A 15,386-nucleotide genomic window follows, 5' to 3' on the forward strand; every position below is an offset into this window, starting at 1 on the left:
GGTCCGGTCCCTTCCTCCTTGTTCTCCCGCGAAGGCGGGAGCCCAGTCTGGGTCCCCGCCTTCGCGGGGAAACAAGCTTGGGGCAGTCCACCGCGTTTCAGGGTGCACCACCCCGGCGGAGGCCGGGGCCCAGTTGGAAAGGTGGTCGTAACGACGCGCTGTCTTTCGTCACCAGCGTCCCCCAACTGGGCCCCGGCCTTCGCCGGGGTGGTGGATTGGTTGGGATTGGGCTCCCTGAACGGAGTGCTACCTGATGGCAGCCCCCTCCGGCCCCGGTCCCGCCCCCCTCGTCGGCGGCTCGCTCGCCCTCACCGCGTTCGCGCTGGCGCTTGGCACCTTCATGCAGGTGCTCGACACGACGATCGCCAACGTTTCTCTCCCCACCATCGCCGGTAATCTCGGCGTTTCCAGCGACAACTCCACCTGGATCGTCACCGCGTTTGCGGTGGCCAACGGCGTCGCGGTGCCGCTGACCGGCTGGCTGATGGGCCGATTCGGCGTGGTGCGGACGTTCTGCGTGTCCGTCTTCCTGTTCACGATCGCGTCGTTCCTGTGCGGGATCGCGTGGGACCTGCCGTCGCTGATCGGCTTCCGCATCCTCCAGGGCGCGGTGTCCGGGCCGATGATTCCGGGCAGCCAGGCGCTGCTGATCGCTATCTTCCCCGTCCACAAGCGCTCCACCGCGCTCGGCATCTGGTCGATGACCACGCTGGTCGCGCCGATCATGGGGCCGATCCTCGGCGGCTACATCTCCGACAATTATCACTGGAGCTGGATTTTCCTGATCAACGTGCCGTTCGGGATGTTCTGCGCGTTCGTGTGCTGGAACAAGCTCGGCAAGCGCGACACGCCGACGCGGAAGCTGCCGATCGACCAGGTCGGGCTGATCCTGCTGGTGATCTGGGTCGGTGCGCTGCAGATCGTGCTCGATCTCGGCAAGAACGACGACTGGTTCGCCGCCGACCGCATCGTCATCGCCGCGGTCGTCGCCGCGATCGGCTTTGTGGGCTGGATCATCTGGGAGCTGACCGACGCCAACCCGGCGGTGAACCTGTCGCTGTTCAAGAGCCGCAACTTCACCATCGGCACGATCGCGTTCTGCTTGGGCTATGCTGTGTTCTTCGCCAACACGCTGCTGCTGCCGCTCTGGTTGCAGACGCAGCTCGGCTACACCGCGACCTGGGCGGGGCTGGTCGCCGCACCATCGGGCGCGGTGGCGGTGATCCTGACGCCGTTCGTCGCGCGACTGAGCGGCAAGATCGACGCGCGCATCCTCGCCACGGTGGCGTTCGCGTCGTTCGGCTACTCCTATTACCTCCGCTCGGGCTATACGACGGGCGCGAGCTTCTACGATTTGATGCTGCCGCTGATGGTGCAGGGGATCGCGATGAGCACGTTCTTCCTCGCGATGCTGACGATCTCGCTCGACCGTATCCCGGCGGAGCGGCTGCCGTCGGCGACGGGCATCTCGAACTTTGCGCGCATAACCTCGGGCAGCTTCGCCGCGTCGATCATCACGACCGCCTGGGATCGCCGCGAGACGCTCCACCAGAGCCGGTTGTCGGAAGCGATCGGGACCGGTTCGCCCTACCAGATGGCGCAGGGTGCGCTGACGCGGATGGGGCTGACCGACGTGCAGGCGGCGGGTGCGATCACGCGGCAGATGGTGGCGCAGGCGTATCTGCTCGCGTCGACCGACCTGTTCCGCGTCTCGGCTTGGCTGTGCCTCGCGATGGTGATCATCGTCTGGTTCACGCGCCGCGCGAGCCCCCCGCAAGGCCCGATCGCAGCGGATTGATCGCTCCGGTTGTCGTTTTCTTACCACAAGAGGGCCGTCGTACGATTGCCCGCTGATTGAAACGTTATCGCAACCACTTCGCCCCTAACGGTCGCTTTACCAGATACCAACTGCCTGTGGGGGGCCAGCTACCATGATGACCAAGAACACCGTTTTGCGGATCGCAGCCGCATGCCTTTTGTCGAGCGCGGCGCCAGCCTGGGCCGGTACGCCGACGACCTGCATACAGTCGATCAGCACGCCGCGCCTGGTCTGCGACGAAGGGGCGTGCGTGCGCGTCTCGGTCAAGGATTTGTGCGACGCCGTGCGCGCGTCCTATCCCGTCAAGCGCCGTGCCGTGAAGCCGATCCGCATCGACGACAACCCGGTCCGTACCGAACTGACGCTGCTGATCGCCAGCGTCAGCTAAGCGACGAAGGCATACGCGGCGCCGGGGACGTGCACCGCGAAGTCGGTCGGGGCGAGCGTCCCGTCCGGCAGGATATCGAGCATCGTCACGCGCTGATCGCGTTCGTGGACGACGATCATTCGGTTTTCCTCTTCCAACACCATGAAGAAGCGCGGCGACACGCCTCCGCTGGCGATATGCTGGAGGAGGGTGGGATCGCCGCCTTCGTTCACCGCGAAGACCGCGATGCTGTCATGGCCGCGGTTGGAGACGTACAGGCGGTCGCCCGCGGCATTGGCACCGATGTGCGCGACGATGTTCGCGCCGTGCCAGCCTGCGGGGAGGGTCGATAGTGACATGCGGGGCTTCAGATCGCGACCTTGAACGTCGAGCGCGAGAAGCGTGCTGTCGAGTTCGCAGATAAGATACGCCGATCGTGGATGACGCTCTTGGAAAAACAGGTGGCGCGGTCCTGATCCAGGCACTGCCTTGAGTGCCGTGTGCGGCTCTCCGAGTGTTGCCCGTTCCGCGTCGAATGCGAACGCGAGCACTTCGTCGGTGCCTAGATCCGCAACATATAGGAATTGGTTGTCGAGACCAAACCCGACCCAGTGCGCGTGCGGCGATTGCTGGCGTTCGGGATCGGGGCCGCTGCCGTCATTGGCGTGCACCGTTGGCTGGCCGATCGGCAGGCCGCTCCGTGGATCCAGCCGAAACAGCGAGACGCTCCCGCTCGCATAGTTCGCGACCGCAACGCAGGATTGCGTGCGATCCAGCGCGGCATGGCACGGTGCTGCGCCACCGACCGGGACATGCGCTAGCCGGACCCAGCCCGAGGCGGTGCGACGGTGTACGCCGAGCGCGCCATTGTCCTGCTCGTCGACCAGATAGTGAAGATCGAACCGCGACGAATATGTGCCGAACGATGCGTTGCGTGCATCCGGATATGGAGCGCCGAGCAAACCGGTTCTGCCGAGCGGATAGATACCGGCGCCGCCACCGCCGGCATAGGTGCCGATCCAGAGCGATCGCACGGTGTCGAAATCGGGGCGGGGGTCGGGAAGCGTCATGCAACGGCTTCTAGCCGCGGTCGGCCCGTCGTCGCATCCCAATTCGGATCAGCGTTCGAGCAGCGCGATCAGCTGTTCGCGGTACAGCAGCGCCAGTTCCTCATGCATCTGCGCGATGATCGGGGTCGGCGCACGCATCGCCAGTACGGACTGGTCATCCATGCGGCGTTCGATCACGGAAGGGTGCGGTAGGAAGTCCATTATCACCGTGTTGCGCCGGCTATGTTGCCACGGGATTTCTCGCTAGGGTTAACGCCGGTAACCGCAGCAAGACGTGGATGTTTCGTCAAAATTTCCAGAGGCTGGTATTGGCGTCGGCGTTGCCCTACCGCGGCGCGATGGGCGATCTGGATAGACTGGTACCTTCGGGGATAATCGAGCAATGGGTCTATCACCTGCGACGACAGCGTTCGCGGGCGAGCGACGCGATCTGGTTGATAGACCAAGGGTTTACCCTGCATGACGGGCAGGATGGTATTCCGTCGCACGACGCCACCGCGCGCTGGCGGGCTGAGCAGGAGACCGTGGTCGAGGAAGTGACCGCGTTGCTCGCGCTCTACGACAAGATCAACCTGGGCAAGGCCGACATCGCCTGACATTCCCAGCCGGATGGGCTGCTATCCGGCATCACCGTAACTCCGGCGGATCAGGTCGCCGGTCTGCTCCAGCGACGAGCTTTGCGGTGGTTCGGCATCCGGCATATCGGCGACCAGTTCGGCAGTAGCCGCGAGTTGAAGATGTCGCTCGCTGAGTACCCGATGCGCGGTATAGGCCGCGTCCGAGCGCGCGGAAACGGCAAGTACCCGTTCCTGCGCAGCCCGGTCTTCATGATACGTGGCCCGATCACGCCACGCTGCGGCGTTGGTATCCGTCTGTTCGATGTCGTCGGTCATACTGCATTCCGCCAGATGTCAAACTTGATCTATCTTAGTCGCTCCTTACACCATTATGTTTGTTAACGTATCGTTTCTGGCTGCATTTACCTCATGCGGCGGGGCGACTTGGCGCCTGCCAGCCACCACCCAGCGCACGGAACAGGTCGACTTGCGCCCCCGCGATCCGCGAGTCGGCGGCGGCAAGGTCCGTGTCCGTGTCCGCCAACGTACGCTCCGCGTCGAGGACGTCGAGGAAGTCGATCTGGCCTTCGCGTTGACGGGCACGGGTGATGCGGGCGGCGGTGGCGGCGTTGTCGTGCGCGGACTGTAGCTGCGTGCGGCGATCGAGTTCGCGGGCGTAGTTCGACAGCGCGGTTTCGGTTTCTTCGAGTGCGGTGAGGACGCTGCCGTCGAAATTGGCGAGCGCGCCACGCGAGTCCGCCTCGGCGCCGGCGATGCGCGCGCGGGCGGCGGACTGATTTAGCGACCAGTTCAGCAGGGGCCCGAGCAGCCAGCGGATCGGCCCGCCGGTGAAGATGTCGCCGACGCTAAGTGCGGTCGAGCCGATCGACCCGCCCAGCGAGATCTGCGGATAGAGCTGCGAGGTCTGGACGCCGATCCGCGCGGTCGCCGCGGCCAGCCGACGTTCGGCGGCGTGGACGTCGGGGCGACGTGCTAGCAACGCGGCGCCGTCGCCAATCGGGATCGGCTGGTCGAGGCGGGGCGTGGTGGTGCGGGCGCCGGCGGTTGCGGGCAGGTCCTGCGGGGTGCGGCCGGTGAGCGTGGCCATGCGGAAGAGCGCGGCTTGGCGCTCGGCCTCGATCTGCGGGATGTTGGCGGCGCGCTGGTCGCGCAGGGCTGCGATGCGGACCTGGTCGAGGCGGGCGGCACGACCGGCGTCGACGCGCTTGCCGGTCAGCGTGTTCGACTTGTCGAGCAGGTCGACGATCCGCCGGGCGACCGCGAGACGTTCGGCGGACGAGGCTGCGTCGACATAGGCGCGGGTGGTGGCGGCGACGATCGAGACGCGGACGGCGTCCGCATCGGCCTGCGCTGCACCCACGTCGCCGCGCGCGGCTTCCACGTTGCGGCGGACGCGGCCGGCGAGATCGACCTCGTAGCTGACGTCGAGACCGACGTCGTAGGTAGCGCGCTCGCGGTCGAGGCCGGGCAGGTTCTGGAGTTGCGAGGTGCGCGCGTAATTGCCGCTAGCGCCCGCGTTCACCTGAGGCTCGCGGTCGGTCTTCGCGCCGCGCAGGGATGCGCGGGCGCTGTCGAGCCGCGCGACTGCCACGCGCAGGTCGGTGTTCGCCGCGAGCGCGTCCGCGACGAGGCCGTCGAGGACGGGGTCACGGTACATCCGCCACCAGTCGTTATCCGGCGCGGTCGTGACGGTGGCAGCATTCGCGGTGACGAACGACGCCGCCGCCTTGGGTGGAGTGATCGGCGCGACATAGTCGGGGCCGGCGGCGCACGCGGCGAGCGTCAGCGCCGAGAGGCTCGCGAGGAGGGCGGACTTCATGATGCTGGTCCTATTCGGCTGGCTGAAGGGTCGCGGCGGGGGCGGGGCGGCGGCGTTCGAACCGCAGCGCCAGCGCCCGCGCGACGACATAGAAGGTGGGGGTGAAGAGCAGACCGAACCCGGTCACGCCGATCATCCCGAAGAACACCGCGGTCCCGAGCGCCTGGCGGAGTTCCGCACCGGCACCGGTCGCGATCACCAGCGGCACGGCGCCGAGAATGAACGCGAAGCTCGTCATCAGGATCGGCCGCAACCGGTCCTTCGCCGCGCGGACCGCGGCCTCGACCGGGGTGAGGCCGTCCTGTTCCTCGGCCTGCTTGGCGAACTCGACCACGAGGATCGCGTTCTTTGCGGCGAGCGCAATCAGCACGACCAAGCCGATCTGCGTGAGGACGTTGTTGTCCATGCCCCGCAGGTTCACGCCGGTCATCGCCGCGAGCAGACACATCGGCACGATCAGGATGATCGCGAGAGGCAACGTCAGGCTCTCGTACTGCGCGGCGAGGACGAGGAAGACGAACACCACCGCCATGCCGAAGACGAGCGCGGCGGTGCTGCCGGCGGCCTTTTGCTGGTATGCGATGCCGGTCCATTCATGCGCGTAGCCGGCGGGCAGCGACGCATCGGCAAGCTTTTCCATCGCGACCAGCGACTGGCCCGAGGAATAGCCCTTGGCGGTGTCGCCATCGACCTCGACCGCGGGGAAGAGGTTGTAGCGGACCACGCGGTACGGGCCGGTCTTGTCCTTGAACGTCGAGACCGAGCCGACCGGGACCATCTGGCCCGAGTTGGAGCGCGTCTTGAGGTTGGCGATGTCCGCGGTGGTGTTGCGGAACGGTGCGTCGGCCTGCGCGGTGACGCGGTAGGTGCGGCCGAGCAGGTTGAAGTCGTTGACGAATGCCGAGCCGAGATAGACCTGCAACGCTTCGAACACGCGCTCGGGGGGAACGCCCAAGAGGTTGGCCTTGGCGCGGTCGACATCGGCGAAGATGCGTGGCGTGGCGGTGTCGAAGAAGGTGTAGATCTGGGCGAGACCCTTGGTCTGGTTCGCCTGGCCGATCAGCGCGTAACTCGTCTTGCCGAGGTCGGCGTAACCGTGGCCGCCCTGGTCCTGCACCATCAGGCGATAGCCGCCGGCCGAGCCGATACCCTGGATGAGTGGCGGCGGGACGATCAGCAGTCGCGCCTCGGTGATGTCGCCGGTCGCCTTCTGCGATTCCGCCATGATGCTGGCGAGCGTGACGCCGAGTTTCTTGCGTTCCTCGAAGCTTTTGAGCGGGATGTAGGCGGCGGCCGAGTTGGGGGCGAGCGTCTGCGACGGGCCATCGAAGCCCGCGAGCATGACCGCGCCCTTGACGCCGGCGAGCGGCAGGATGCGCTTGGCGACCTTCTGCATCACCGCGTCGGTGCGCTCGACCGAGGAGCCGGGCGGAAGCTGGATGACGGTCAGGAAATAGCCCTGGTCCTGCGCGGGGACGAAGCCCGACGGCGTAATCGTGAACACCCCGACCGTGACCGCGATCAGCGCGGCATAGGCGATCATCATCCGGCGCGGTGCGGTGACCAGGCGCGCGGTGAGGCGGGCATAGCTGTCGCTCATCCGCTCGAAGCCGCGGTTGAAGGCATCGCCGGCGCGGCGGACCGTACGGGTCAGGCGGTTGCCGGAGTCGGCGGGTGCGGTCGGCTTGAGCAGCATCGCGGCGAGTGCCGGCGACAGTGTCAGCGAGATCAGCAGCGAGATGATCGTCGCGGTCGAGATCGTCACCGCGAACTGGCGGTAGAACGCTCCTGAGAGACCGGTGAGGAACACGGTCGGGATGAACACCGCGCACAGCACGAGCACGATCGCGACCAACGCGCCCGAGACTTCGTCCATCGACGTGCGTGCGGCCTCCAACGGGGAGAGCCCGTGTTCGAGGTTGCGCTCGACATTCTCGACCACGACGATCGCATCATCGACGACGATGCCGATCGCGAGGACGAGGCCGAACAGCGAGAGGTTGTTGAGGCTGTATCCGGCGGCGGCGAGCACCGCGAAGGTGCCGATCAGCGAGACCGGGATCGCGACGATCGGGATGATCGCCGCGCGCCACTTCTGCAGGAAGACGAGGATGACGAGCACGACGAGGACCATCGCCTCGAAGAGCGTGTGCTTCACCGCGTCGATCGACTGCGCGATGAACTCGGTCGGGTTGTAGATGACCTTGTATTCGAGCCCCTTGGGGAAGCGCTTCGACATCGACTCCATCTCGGCGGTGACGGCCTGCGCCGCGCCGAGTGCGTTCGAGCCGGGACGCTGGAAGACCGCGGCGATGACCGTCGGCTTGCCGCTGAGATAGGTATTCGCGCCGTAATCCTGCGCGCCGAGTTCGACGCGGGCGACGTCCGAGACACGGACCTGGCGGCCTTGCGCGTCGGTGCGGATGACGACGTCGGCGAACTGCTTGGGATCGGTCAGGCGGCCCTGCGTCTCGACGTTGAGCTGGAACGCGCTGTTGCCCTTGTCATAGGGCGGCTGGCCGAGCGTACCGGCAGCGACCTGGACGTTCTGCGCACGCAACGCGGCGACGATCTCGCCGGCGGTGAGGTCGAGTGCGGCGGCGCGACCGGGATCGATCCAGACGCGCATCGAATAATCGCGTGCGCCGAACAGCTGCACGTCGCCGACGCCGTCGATGCGGCTGAGGCGGTCGCGGACCTGCGTTAGCGCGTAGTTGGAGATATACCCGCGATCGAGCGAGTTGTCGGGCGAGACGAGGTTCACCACCATCAGGAAGTCGGGCGACGTTTTCCGCGTCACCACGCCGAGACGCTGGACGTCCTCGGGCAGGCGCGGGACGGCGACGGCGACGCGGTTCTGGACGAGCACCTGGGCGGCGTCGAGATTGGTGCCGATCTTGAAAGTGACGGTGATCGTGACCTTGCCGTCGCCGGTCGATTGCGACGACTGGTACAGCATGTTGTCGACGCCGTTGATCTCCTGCTCGATCGGCGCGGCGACGGTCTCGGCGACCGTCTCGGCCGAGGCACCGGGATAGGTCGCGCTGACGGTGACGGTGGGGGGAACGATATCGGGATATTGCGACACCGGCAGCGTCATGTAGGCGATCGCACCGACGATCGTGATGATCACCGCGATCACGCCTGCGAAGATCGGCCGGGTGATGAAGAAGCGCGAGAAGCGCATGGGAATTTCCTCGGTAGAGGGGCGCGGGCACACACCAACACCACCCCGGCGGAGGCCGGGGCCCAATTGGGCGAACCGCAGTGATTAAGTCGAAACGCTATCCCAATTGGGCCCCGGCCTTCGCCGGGGTGGCGTCTATCTCGCGAGGGTGGCTTCACCCGAGATCGGCTGGACCGACGCCGGCGCACTCGTACCCGAGGCGACCACGATCCGGCCGACCTTCGGCGCGACGGTCGCGCCCGGCATCGCCATCTGCGTACCCTGGATGATGATCCGGTCGTTTGGACCGATCCCCGAGCGCACAATCCTCAGCCCATCGACCACCGGTCCAAGCTCGACCGGCTTCTGGCTCACGACGTTCTTCGCATCGATCGTCAGCAGGACCTTGCGCGCCTGATCGGTCTGCACCGCATCGTCGGGCACCAGCAGAGCCTGGCGCGTTCCCGCACTGGCGAGGCGCATGTTGCCGAACATCCCCGGCGTCAGGAAATATCCCGGGTTGGCGAGAACCGCGCGGCCGCGGATCGTCCCCGAGCGCTGGTCGAGGCCGTTGTCGGTGAAGTCGAGCTTGCCTTTCCAGCGATGCTCGGTCTCGTCCTGCAACTGGATCTCGACCGCCGCTGGCGTCGCGCCGGGCTGCCGTGCGCGCTGCGTCTTGAGGTACAGCGCTTCCGACCCATCGAACGTGAAGTAGATCGGGTCGAGCGCGTTGATCGTCGTCAGCACCGTGCCGCCAGTGCCTTCGCCGCCCGCGACCTGGTTACCCGCATCGACGCGACGATCGGAAATGCGACCGCCGATCGGTGCGCGCACCTGCGTGAAGCCGACATCGAGCGCGCGAGCGCGTTCGCGAGCCTGCGCCGCAGCGAGTGCGGCCTGCGCTGCTTCGAGCCGACCGCGGAGGGCGTCAACTTCGCCTGCGGAGACCGCTTCGTCGGCTACCAGGCGTTGCGCGCGACCAAGATCGGTACGCGCCAGCGACAGAGCGCTGCGTGCACTGGCGACGTTAGCGTGTGCCTCGGCCAGAGCGGCGGCGAACGGGCGGGAGTCGATCGTGAAGAGCAATTGCCCCTTGCTGACGATCTCGCCATCGCGGAAATGGATGCCGGTGACTTCGCCCGCAACGCGCGGGCGGATCTCGACGGTGCGGCTCGGTGCGAAGCGGCCGACATAATCGTCCCACTCGCTGACCTGCCGGACGAGCGGCGACGCGACCGTGACGGAAGCGGGTGGGGGTGCCGCCATCGCCGCGTCGGGATGATCGAACATCTTCACGCCGACCGCGCCCAGCAGCGCGATCGGCACGAGCACCATCGCGCCGCGCTGCCATGCCGGCCGTCGGTGACGGTCCGCGGGCGGCGACGCGACGACGTCGGCGTCGTTCGCGGCCGTGATCGTGGTAAGTTGGTTCACGCTGCGATGCTCCGCTTCTGCTGGATGCCGACGCGCATGCCGGTCACGCTCTCGACGAGCGTTTCGATCTGGGCCTCGGCAAAGCCGGCGGCGAGGAAGCCCTGGATCTCGGCCATCGGCAGCGCGAAGCCGCGGCGCCAGGCGTACACCGCCATCCGCCGCAGCGCCTCGAGCCGGGGGTCGGCGAGCCGCGACGCGGTGCTCAGCCCGAACAGGCTGCCCATTGCGCGCGACATGCGGCTCGGGCCGGACAGGCTGCGCAACGTGTCGCGCTTGGCGAGCGCGATGACGCTCCATTCCAGCGCGGAAAAGCCGGTCGGGGCAGGGGCGGCGACCGTCTGCGTGCGGCTGGTGACGGGCGAAGCGAACATGTTGTCGAGGTCGAGATAAGCCATGGGATTGTCCCCCTTTTGATCTTGGGCAAGCGCTGGCCTTCGTCGGTGGACGGTCCACCGACGTCAGCTGGTCGCGAGGCGTGCGCGGTCGTTGCCGGCACATCACCGTGCCGCGCTTGCCCGCTTGGAATTTTCGAAAGTTAGGCCGAAGCCGTCTTAGGTTTGAACCGTGGTCATGGGTTGGTGTCCCCGGTTGCCCCATCCGAAGTAGGAGAGAGCTTCGATACCAGTCGGTATATAAACCTGACGTTCATCTAGTCAACACACTTTTGTACCGGCCGGTATTTTTTCCCGCGGCGCGGCAGAAACCGTGTCTATTTGGTTGGCCACATGAGCATGCTGGTCTCGACGAGCTGCTGGAGTTCGGTGCAGCTAGCGCCCGAGCCGGCCTGGATCGACAGCCCCTGCATGATCGCGAAGAGGTAGCGCATCAGCGCGTGCGACTCGAGGCCATTGGGGAACTCGCCCGCCGCCTTGGCCTCGTCGAACCGCTTCATCAGCGCGGCTTCGGACGACGCGCGACGCTTGGCGACCTCGGCCTTGATCGGCTCGGCTTCGGCGCTGCACGCGACGCTGCTGATCACGCTGAGACACCCCTTGGGGTCGCAGGTGCTCATCTGCATCTGAAGCGCACCGCGAAGCAGGTTTTCCGCTACGGCACGCGCGGTCGGCGCATCGAGCGCTGACGTCATATAGGCCAACTTCTCGCGCTCGTAGAGATCGAGCGCCTTGTGGAACAACGCCTCCTTGTTACCGAACGCGGCGTACAGGCTGGGCTTGGTGATCTTCATCTCGGCGGTCAGTTCCGCCATCGATGCGCCCTCGTACCCGTTACGCCAGAACACGCGCAACGCACCCGCCAGTGCCTGGTCGAGATCGAACTCGCGGGGGCGGCCCTTGGGGGCGGTGAGCGTGCAAAGCCTATTCATACCGTTCGGTATATAGTGAGAGCGCGCAAAAGGTCCAGTGACTGGAATATGTTGCCGGGGACGCTCACCGACCGACGGCGGTGTAGGCGAACCCGGCCTGCTCGACGTCGGCACGCTGATAGACGTTGCGGAGGTCGACCATGACCGGCCCGGCCATCACGCGCTTCAACCGTGCGAGGTCGAGTGCGCGATACGCGTCCCACTCGGTCACGATCACGACCGCATCGGCACCCTCGGCCGCGTCATACGCGTCGGTGCAGTAGACGAGGTCGGGCATCATCGCCTTGGCGGGCGTCATGCCTTCGGGATCGTGCGTGCGGACCGTCACGCCGGCGTCCGCAAGCGCGGTCGCGATCGCGAGGCTCGGGGCGTCGCGCATGTCGTCGGTGTTGGGCTTGAACGTCAGCCCGAGCAACGCGACCGTCTTGCCACGCGGATTGTCGCCCAGCGCGTGCAGGACTTTGCGGCCCATTGCGCGTTTGCGGCTGTCGTTCACCTTCACGACGGCTTCGACGATGTGGACCGGGGTGTCGTAATCCTCGGCGGTCTTGAGCAGCGCCAGCGTGTCCTTGGGGAAGCACGAGCCGCCATAGCCGGGTCCGGCGTGGAGGAATTTCTTGCCGATCCGGTTGTCGAGCCCGATCCCGCGCGACACGTCCTGCACGTCGGCGCCGACCGCTTCGCACAGGTCCGCGATCTCGTTGATGAAGGTGATCTTGGTCGCGAGGAACGCGTTCGCCGCGTATTTGATCAGCTCGGACGTGCGGCGACCGACGAACAGGATCGGCGATTCGTTGAGGTAAAGCGGACGATAGACGTCGCGCATCACCTGCTTGGCGCAGTCGTCCTCGGTGCCGATGACGATCCGGTCGGGGCGCTTGAAGTCGCCGATCGCGGCGCCTTCGCGCAGGAACTCTGGGTTGGAGACGACCGCGACGTCGACGTCCGGACGCTTCTCGCGCAGGATCGCCTCGACTCGGTCGCCGGTGCCGACGGGGACGGTCGACTTGGTCACGACCACGGTCGGTCCGGTGACCGCAGCGGCGATCTCTTCGGTCGCGGCGAACACGTAGCTGAGGTCGGCATGGCCATCGCCGCGCCGCGACGGCGTGCCAACCGCGATGAAGATCGCATCGGCGCCCGCGACCGCGCTGGCGAGATCGGTGGTGAAGGTCAGCCGCCCCGCGGCGACATTGGACGCGACCAGCTGGTCGAGGCCGGGTTCGAAGATCGGCATGCGGCCGGCATGCAGCGCATCGATCTTCGACTGGTCCTTGTCGACGCAGATCACGTCATGGCCGAAATCCGAAAAACAGGCGCCGGACACCAGGCCGACATAGCCAGAACCGATCATCGTGATGCGCATGGACGTTCCTCGTAAAAGCCGCGCGACCTATCGTGAGTAATGCGCGCGCGTGCAAGCTGGAGAAGACCGACCGGTGTCGTTCGCGCCGGCTGCTCTGACGCTTTCGACGATAGGCAACCTGCCACATTGCGCGCATCATGGTTCCGATAACGGAGGCGGATATGCAGACGACGATGGCAGGCTGGGTGTTGGTGGCGACTGTGATGTTCGGTTCCGCGGATAGGGTTGCGGCACAGCAGGCGGCGGCTCCGTCGTGTCCGACTACCGTCGCGGCGGAGTTCGCGGGATGGAGCAAGCCGGCTTCGGTCGCGTCGGGCGGGGTGCTTCCGATCGGCTCGGTGGGTCGGCTGGCGTTGAAGCCGTCGACTGGGGTTTCGTTCGAGGTCACGCCGGCGAAGGCACCCGCAGCTGAGACGTTTTCCGGCGTGGTCCAGTTCGACGTCGCCAAGGCGGGGACGTACCGCGTGGCGCTTGGCGGAGCGGCGTGGATCGATGTCGTCCAGTCGCGCAAGGTGCTGACGTCGACCGCGCACGCGCATGGACCGGCCTGTTCGCCAGTGAAGAAGATGGTCGACTTCGTGTTACCGGCGGGGCGCTATGCCTTGCAGCTATCGGGTGCGAAGACGGCCGAACTGTTCGTGTCCGTCACGACCATCCGCTGACCCGAGCGGCTGCAACCAAAGCCGGGCATGCCGGTTGAAACCACGACCGATAGCGCAACACAGGAGAGAGACGATGGCGGACGACTTCAAGCAGGCAGTCGATGACGGTGCGAACGCTAGCAAGGCGGCAACCGACCGCGCGGCGGATGCGGCGAAGGACGCGGCGGACACGATGCGCGAGAATGCCGGGAAGGCGCGCGATGCGTTCTCGGAGAAGGTCGTCGATCCGGCGCGGCGCGCTGGCGAGGCGATGAAGGAGTCGGGCGGCAAGATCGCCGAGGGCGGCGCGACGATCGGCAAGGCGATGATCGACCAGGCCGAACAGAATGCGCGCGAGGCCTTCGCGGCGATGCGCGAGGCGGCGAGCGCCAGCGACCTGACCCAGGTGATGAAGATCCAGGGCGACTACCTGCGCGAGCAGAGCCAGCGCAGCATGAGCCAGGCGCGCGAGATCGGCGAGCTGATCGTGAAGTTCGGCAAGGACGCGGTCGCACCATTGCAGGGCGGCGGGATCAAGTAAGCCGTCCGGCCGATACGTTGCTCTGGGTTTCGGGTGGAGCGGCGTACGGACGAGCAAGAACGCCGCCGCTCCGATACGATGACGGAGCGGCGGCGGACCAGCCTCAACTATTTCCGGCTTAGACGAACAGTCCGACGAGCCAGTACGTGCCGGCGCCGATCAGCCCCGCGGCGGGTAACGTCAGTGTCCATGCCACGACGATGTTGCTCGCGACGTTCCAGCGAACGGCGGACAGGCGCCGCGCAGCGCCGACTCCGACGATCGAGCCGGTGATGGTGTGAGTCGACGATACGGGAATGCCCCAGAAGGTGGCCGCGAACAGCGTGATCGCGCCGCCGGTCTCTGCGCAGAACCCTTGTGCCGGGGTAAGACGCGTGATCTTCGAGCCCATCGTGTGGACGATCCGCCAGCCGCCCGACAGCGTGCCGAGCGCCATCGCCGCTTGGCACGAGAGAACGACCCAGAGCGGCACGTGGAATTCGCCGCCGAGCAGGCCCTGCGAATAAAGCAGCACGGCGATGATCCCCATCGTCTTCTGCGCGTCGTTGCCGCCATGCCCTAGCGAGTAGAGCGCGGCGGAAATCAGCTGGAGCTTGCGGAAGCGCTTGTCGACGCCGAGCGGGGTGAGCTTGAGGCTGGTCCACGCGACGATCAGGACGAGCACCAGTGCGAGCATCAGGCCGATCGCGGGCGAGGCGAAGATCGCGAGGACGGTGGCGATGACGCCTTTCCAGACGATCGCGCCGAAGCCGATCTTGGCGATGCCGGCGCCCAGCAGCCCGCCGATCAGCGCGTGGCTGCTGCTCGACGGGATGCCGAGCACCCAGGTGATGACGTTCCACGCGATCGCGCCCATCAGCGCGGCGAAGATCACCTGCGCGTCGATGACGTGCGCCTGGACGATGCCGGTGCCGACGGTCTGCGCGACGTGGAGGCCGAACACCGCGAACGCGATGAAGTTGAAGAACGCCGCCCAGAGCACGGCGTATTGCGGCTTCAGGACGCGTGTCGAGACGACCGTGGCGATCGAGTTCGCTGCGTCGTGGAGGCCGTTCAGGAAGTCGAACAGCAGCGCGATGCCGATGAGGCCGATGAGGAGCGGGAGGGAGAGGATCATGCGGTTGCCGCCCTATCCGCTGCCGCTTCACCCCCCCGGCGAAGGCCGGGGTCCAATTGGAGAGGTCGCAGTAACGGCGCGCGGTCCTTCGTTATTCCCGTCCCCCAATTGGGCCCCGGCCTTCGCCGGGGGGGTGCTTCATGG

The 15,386-nt window shown here is 66.5% G+C and carries 14 protein-coding genes; 5 read left to right on the forward strand and 9 right to left on the reverse strand.

Annotated elements, in window-relative coordinates; translation table 11 throughout:
• The first annotated feature begins 253 nt into the window (after positions 1 to 253).
• Both C8J42_RS06330 and C8J42_RS06335 read left to right on the forward strand, forming a co-directional pair.
• Positions 254 to 1,798: a DHA2 family efflux MFS transporter permease subunit gene (locus C8J42_RS06330; protein ID WP_133019357.1), complete on the forward strand. Its 1,545-nt coding sequence runs from the start codon at positions 254 to 256 to the stop codon at positions 1,796 to 1,798.
• A gap of 133 nt (positions 1,799 to 1,931) precedes the next feature.
• The gene (locus tag C8J42_RS06335; protein WP_107953852.1) at positions 1,932 to 2,207 is read left to right on the forward strand and encodes a hypothetical protein; all 276 of its coding nucleotides are present in this window, start codon (positions 1,932 to 1,934) and stop codon (positions 2,205 to 2,207) included.
• Here the strand turns inward: C8J42_RS06335 and C8J42_RS06340 are convergent.
• Entirely contained in the window at positions 2,204 to 3,256 is a 1,053-nt protein-coding gene (locus C8J42_RS06340) for a beta-propeller fold lactonase family protein (protein ID WP_133019358.1), read from the reverse strand. The two genes, C8J42_RS06335 and C8J42_RS06340, sit on opposite strands and share 4 nt — an antisense overlap.
• Before the next feature lie 338 nt (positions 3,257 to 3,594).
• Here C8J42_RS06340 and C8J42_RS06345 point away from each other — a divergent pair, with 338 nt between their 5' ends.
• Positions 3,595 to 3,852 carry a hypothetical protein gene (locus tag C8J42_RS06345; RefSeq protein ID WP_056489263.1) on the forward strand — a complete coding sequence of 86 codons (258 nt, stop codon included), beginning with the start codon at positions 3,595 to 3,597 and terminating at the stop codon, positions 3,850 to 3,852.
• Positions 3,853 to 3,873: 21 nt separating this feature from the next.
• Here the strand turns inward: C8J42_RS06345 and C8J42_RS06350 are convergent, their stop codons facing one another.
• The 7 genes from C8J42_RS06350 to C8J42_RS06380 all read right to left on the reverse strand — a co-directional run bounded on the left by C8J42_RS06350 (position 3,874) and on the right by C8J42_RS06380 (position 12,943).
• Complete coding sequence (locus tag C8J42_RS06350) at positions 3,874 to 4,149, reverse strand: hypothetical protein (RefSeq protein ID WP_133019359.1); 276 nt, start codon at positions 4,147 to 4,149, stop codon at positions 3,874 to 3,876.
• Positions 4,150 to 4,240: 91 nt separating this feature from the next.
• Positions 4,241 to 5,653: a TolC family protein gene (locus C8J42_RS06355; RefSeq protein ID WP_133019360.1), complete on the reverse strand. Its 1,413-nt coding sequence runs from the start codon at positions 5,651 to 5,653 to the stop codon at positions 4,241 to 4,243.
• Between the two features lie 10 nt (positions 5,654 to 5,663).
• Complete coding sequence (locus tag C8J42_RS06360) at positions 5,664 to 8,840, reverse strand: multidrug efflux RND transporter permease subunit (RefSeq protein ID WP_133019361.1); 3,177 nt, start codon at positions 8,838 to 8,840, stop codon at positions 5,664 to 5,666.
• A gap of 135 nt (positions 8,841 to 8,975) precedes the next feature.
• Positions 8,976 to 10,154: an efflux RND transporter periplasmic adaptor subunit gene (locus tag C8J42_RS06365; protein WP_133019924.1), complete on the reverse strand. Its 1,179-nt coding sequence runs from the start codon at positions 10,152 to 10,154 to the stop codon at positions 8,976 to 8,978.
• 95 nt (positions 10,155 to 10,249) lie between these two features.
• A complete protein-coding gene (locus tag C8J42_RS06370; RefSeq protein ID WP_107953860.1) occupies positions 10,250 to 10,648 on the reverse strand; it encodes a hypothetical protein in 399 nt (132 codons plus the stop codon).
• A 314-nt stretch (positions 10,649 to 10,962) separates the two neighbouring features.
• Positions 10,963 to 11,577, reverse strand: a complete 615-nt coding sequence (locus tag C8J42_RS06375; RefSeq protein ID WP_133019362.1) for a TetR/AcrR family transcriptional regulator — start codon at positions 11,575 to 11,577, stop codon at positions 10,963 to 10,965.
• A 64-nt stretch (positions 11,578 to 11,641) separates the two neighbouring features.
• Positions 11,642 to 12,943 carry a UDP-glucose/GDP-mannose dehydrogenase family protein gene (locus C8J42_RS06380; protein WP_133019363.1) on the reverse strand — a complete coding sequence of 434 codons (1,302 nt, stop codon included), beginning with the start codon at positions 12,941 to 12,943 and terminating at the stop codon, positions 11,642 to 11,644.
• Between the two features lie 161 nt (positions 12,944 to 13,104).
• On the opposite strand from C8J42_RS06380, the gene C8J42_RS06385 reads away from it, so the two are divergent.
• Both C8J42_RS06385 and C8J42_RS06390 read left to right on the forward strand, forming a co-directional pair.
• Positions 13,105 to 13,605 carry a hypothetical protein gene (locus C8J42_RS06385; RefSeq protein WP_133019364.1) on the forward strand — a complete coding sequence of 167 codons (501 nt, stop codon included), beginning with the start codon at positions 13,105 to 13,107 and terminating at the stop codon, positions 13,603 to 13,605.
• Positions 13,606 to 13,678: 73 nt separating this feature from the next.
• Positions 13,679 to 14,125: a phasin family protein gene (locus C8J42_RS06390; protein WP_347812401.1), complete on the forward strand. Its 447-nt coding sequence runs from the start codon at positions 13,679 to 13,681 to the stop codon at positions 14,123 to 14,125.
• Between the two features lie 118 nt (positions 14,126 to 14,243).
• Here the strand turns inward: C8J42_RS06390 and C8J42_RS06395 are convergent, their stop codons facing one another.
• Positions 14,244 to 15,242 carry an inorganic phosphate transporter gene (locus tag C8J42_RS06395; RefSeq protein WP_133019365.1) on the reverse strand — a complete coding sequence of 333 codons (999 nt, stop codon included), beginning with the start codon at positions 15,240 to 15,242 and terminating at the stop codon, positions 14,244 to 14,246.
• Between the last annotated feature and the right edge of the window lie 144 nt (positions 15,243 to 15,386).

It is taken from the genome of Sphingomonas sp. PP-CE-1A-559 (genome assembly GCF_004340965.1).
GTDB lineage: Bacteria > Pseudomonadota > Alphaproteobacteria > Sphingomonadales > Sphingomonadaceae > Sphingomonas.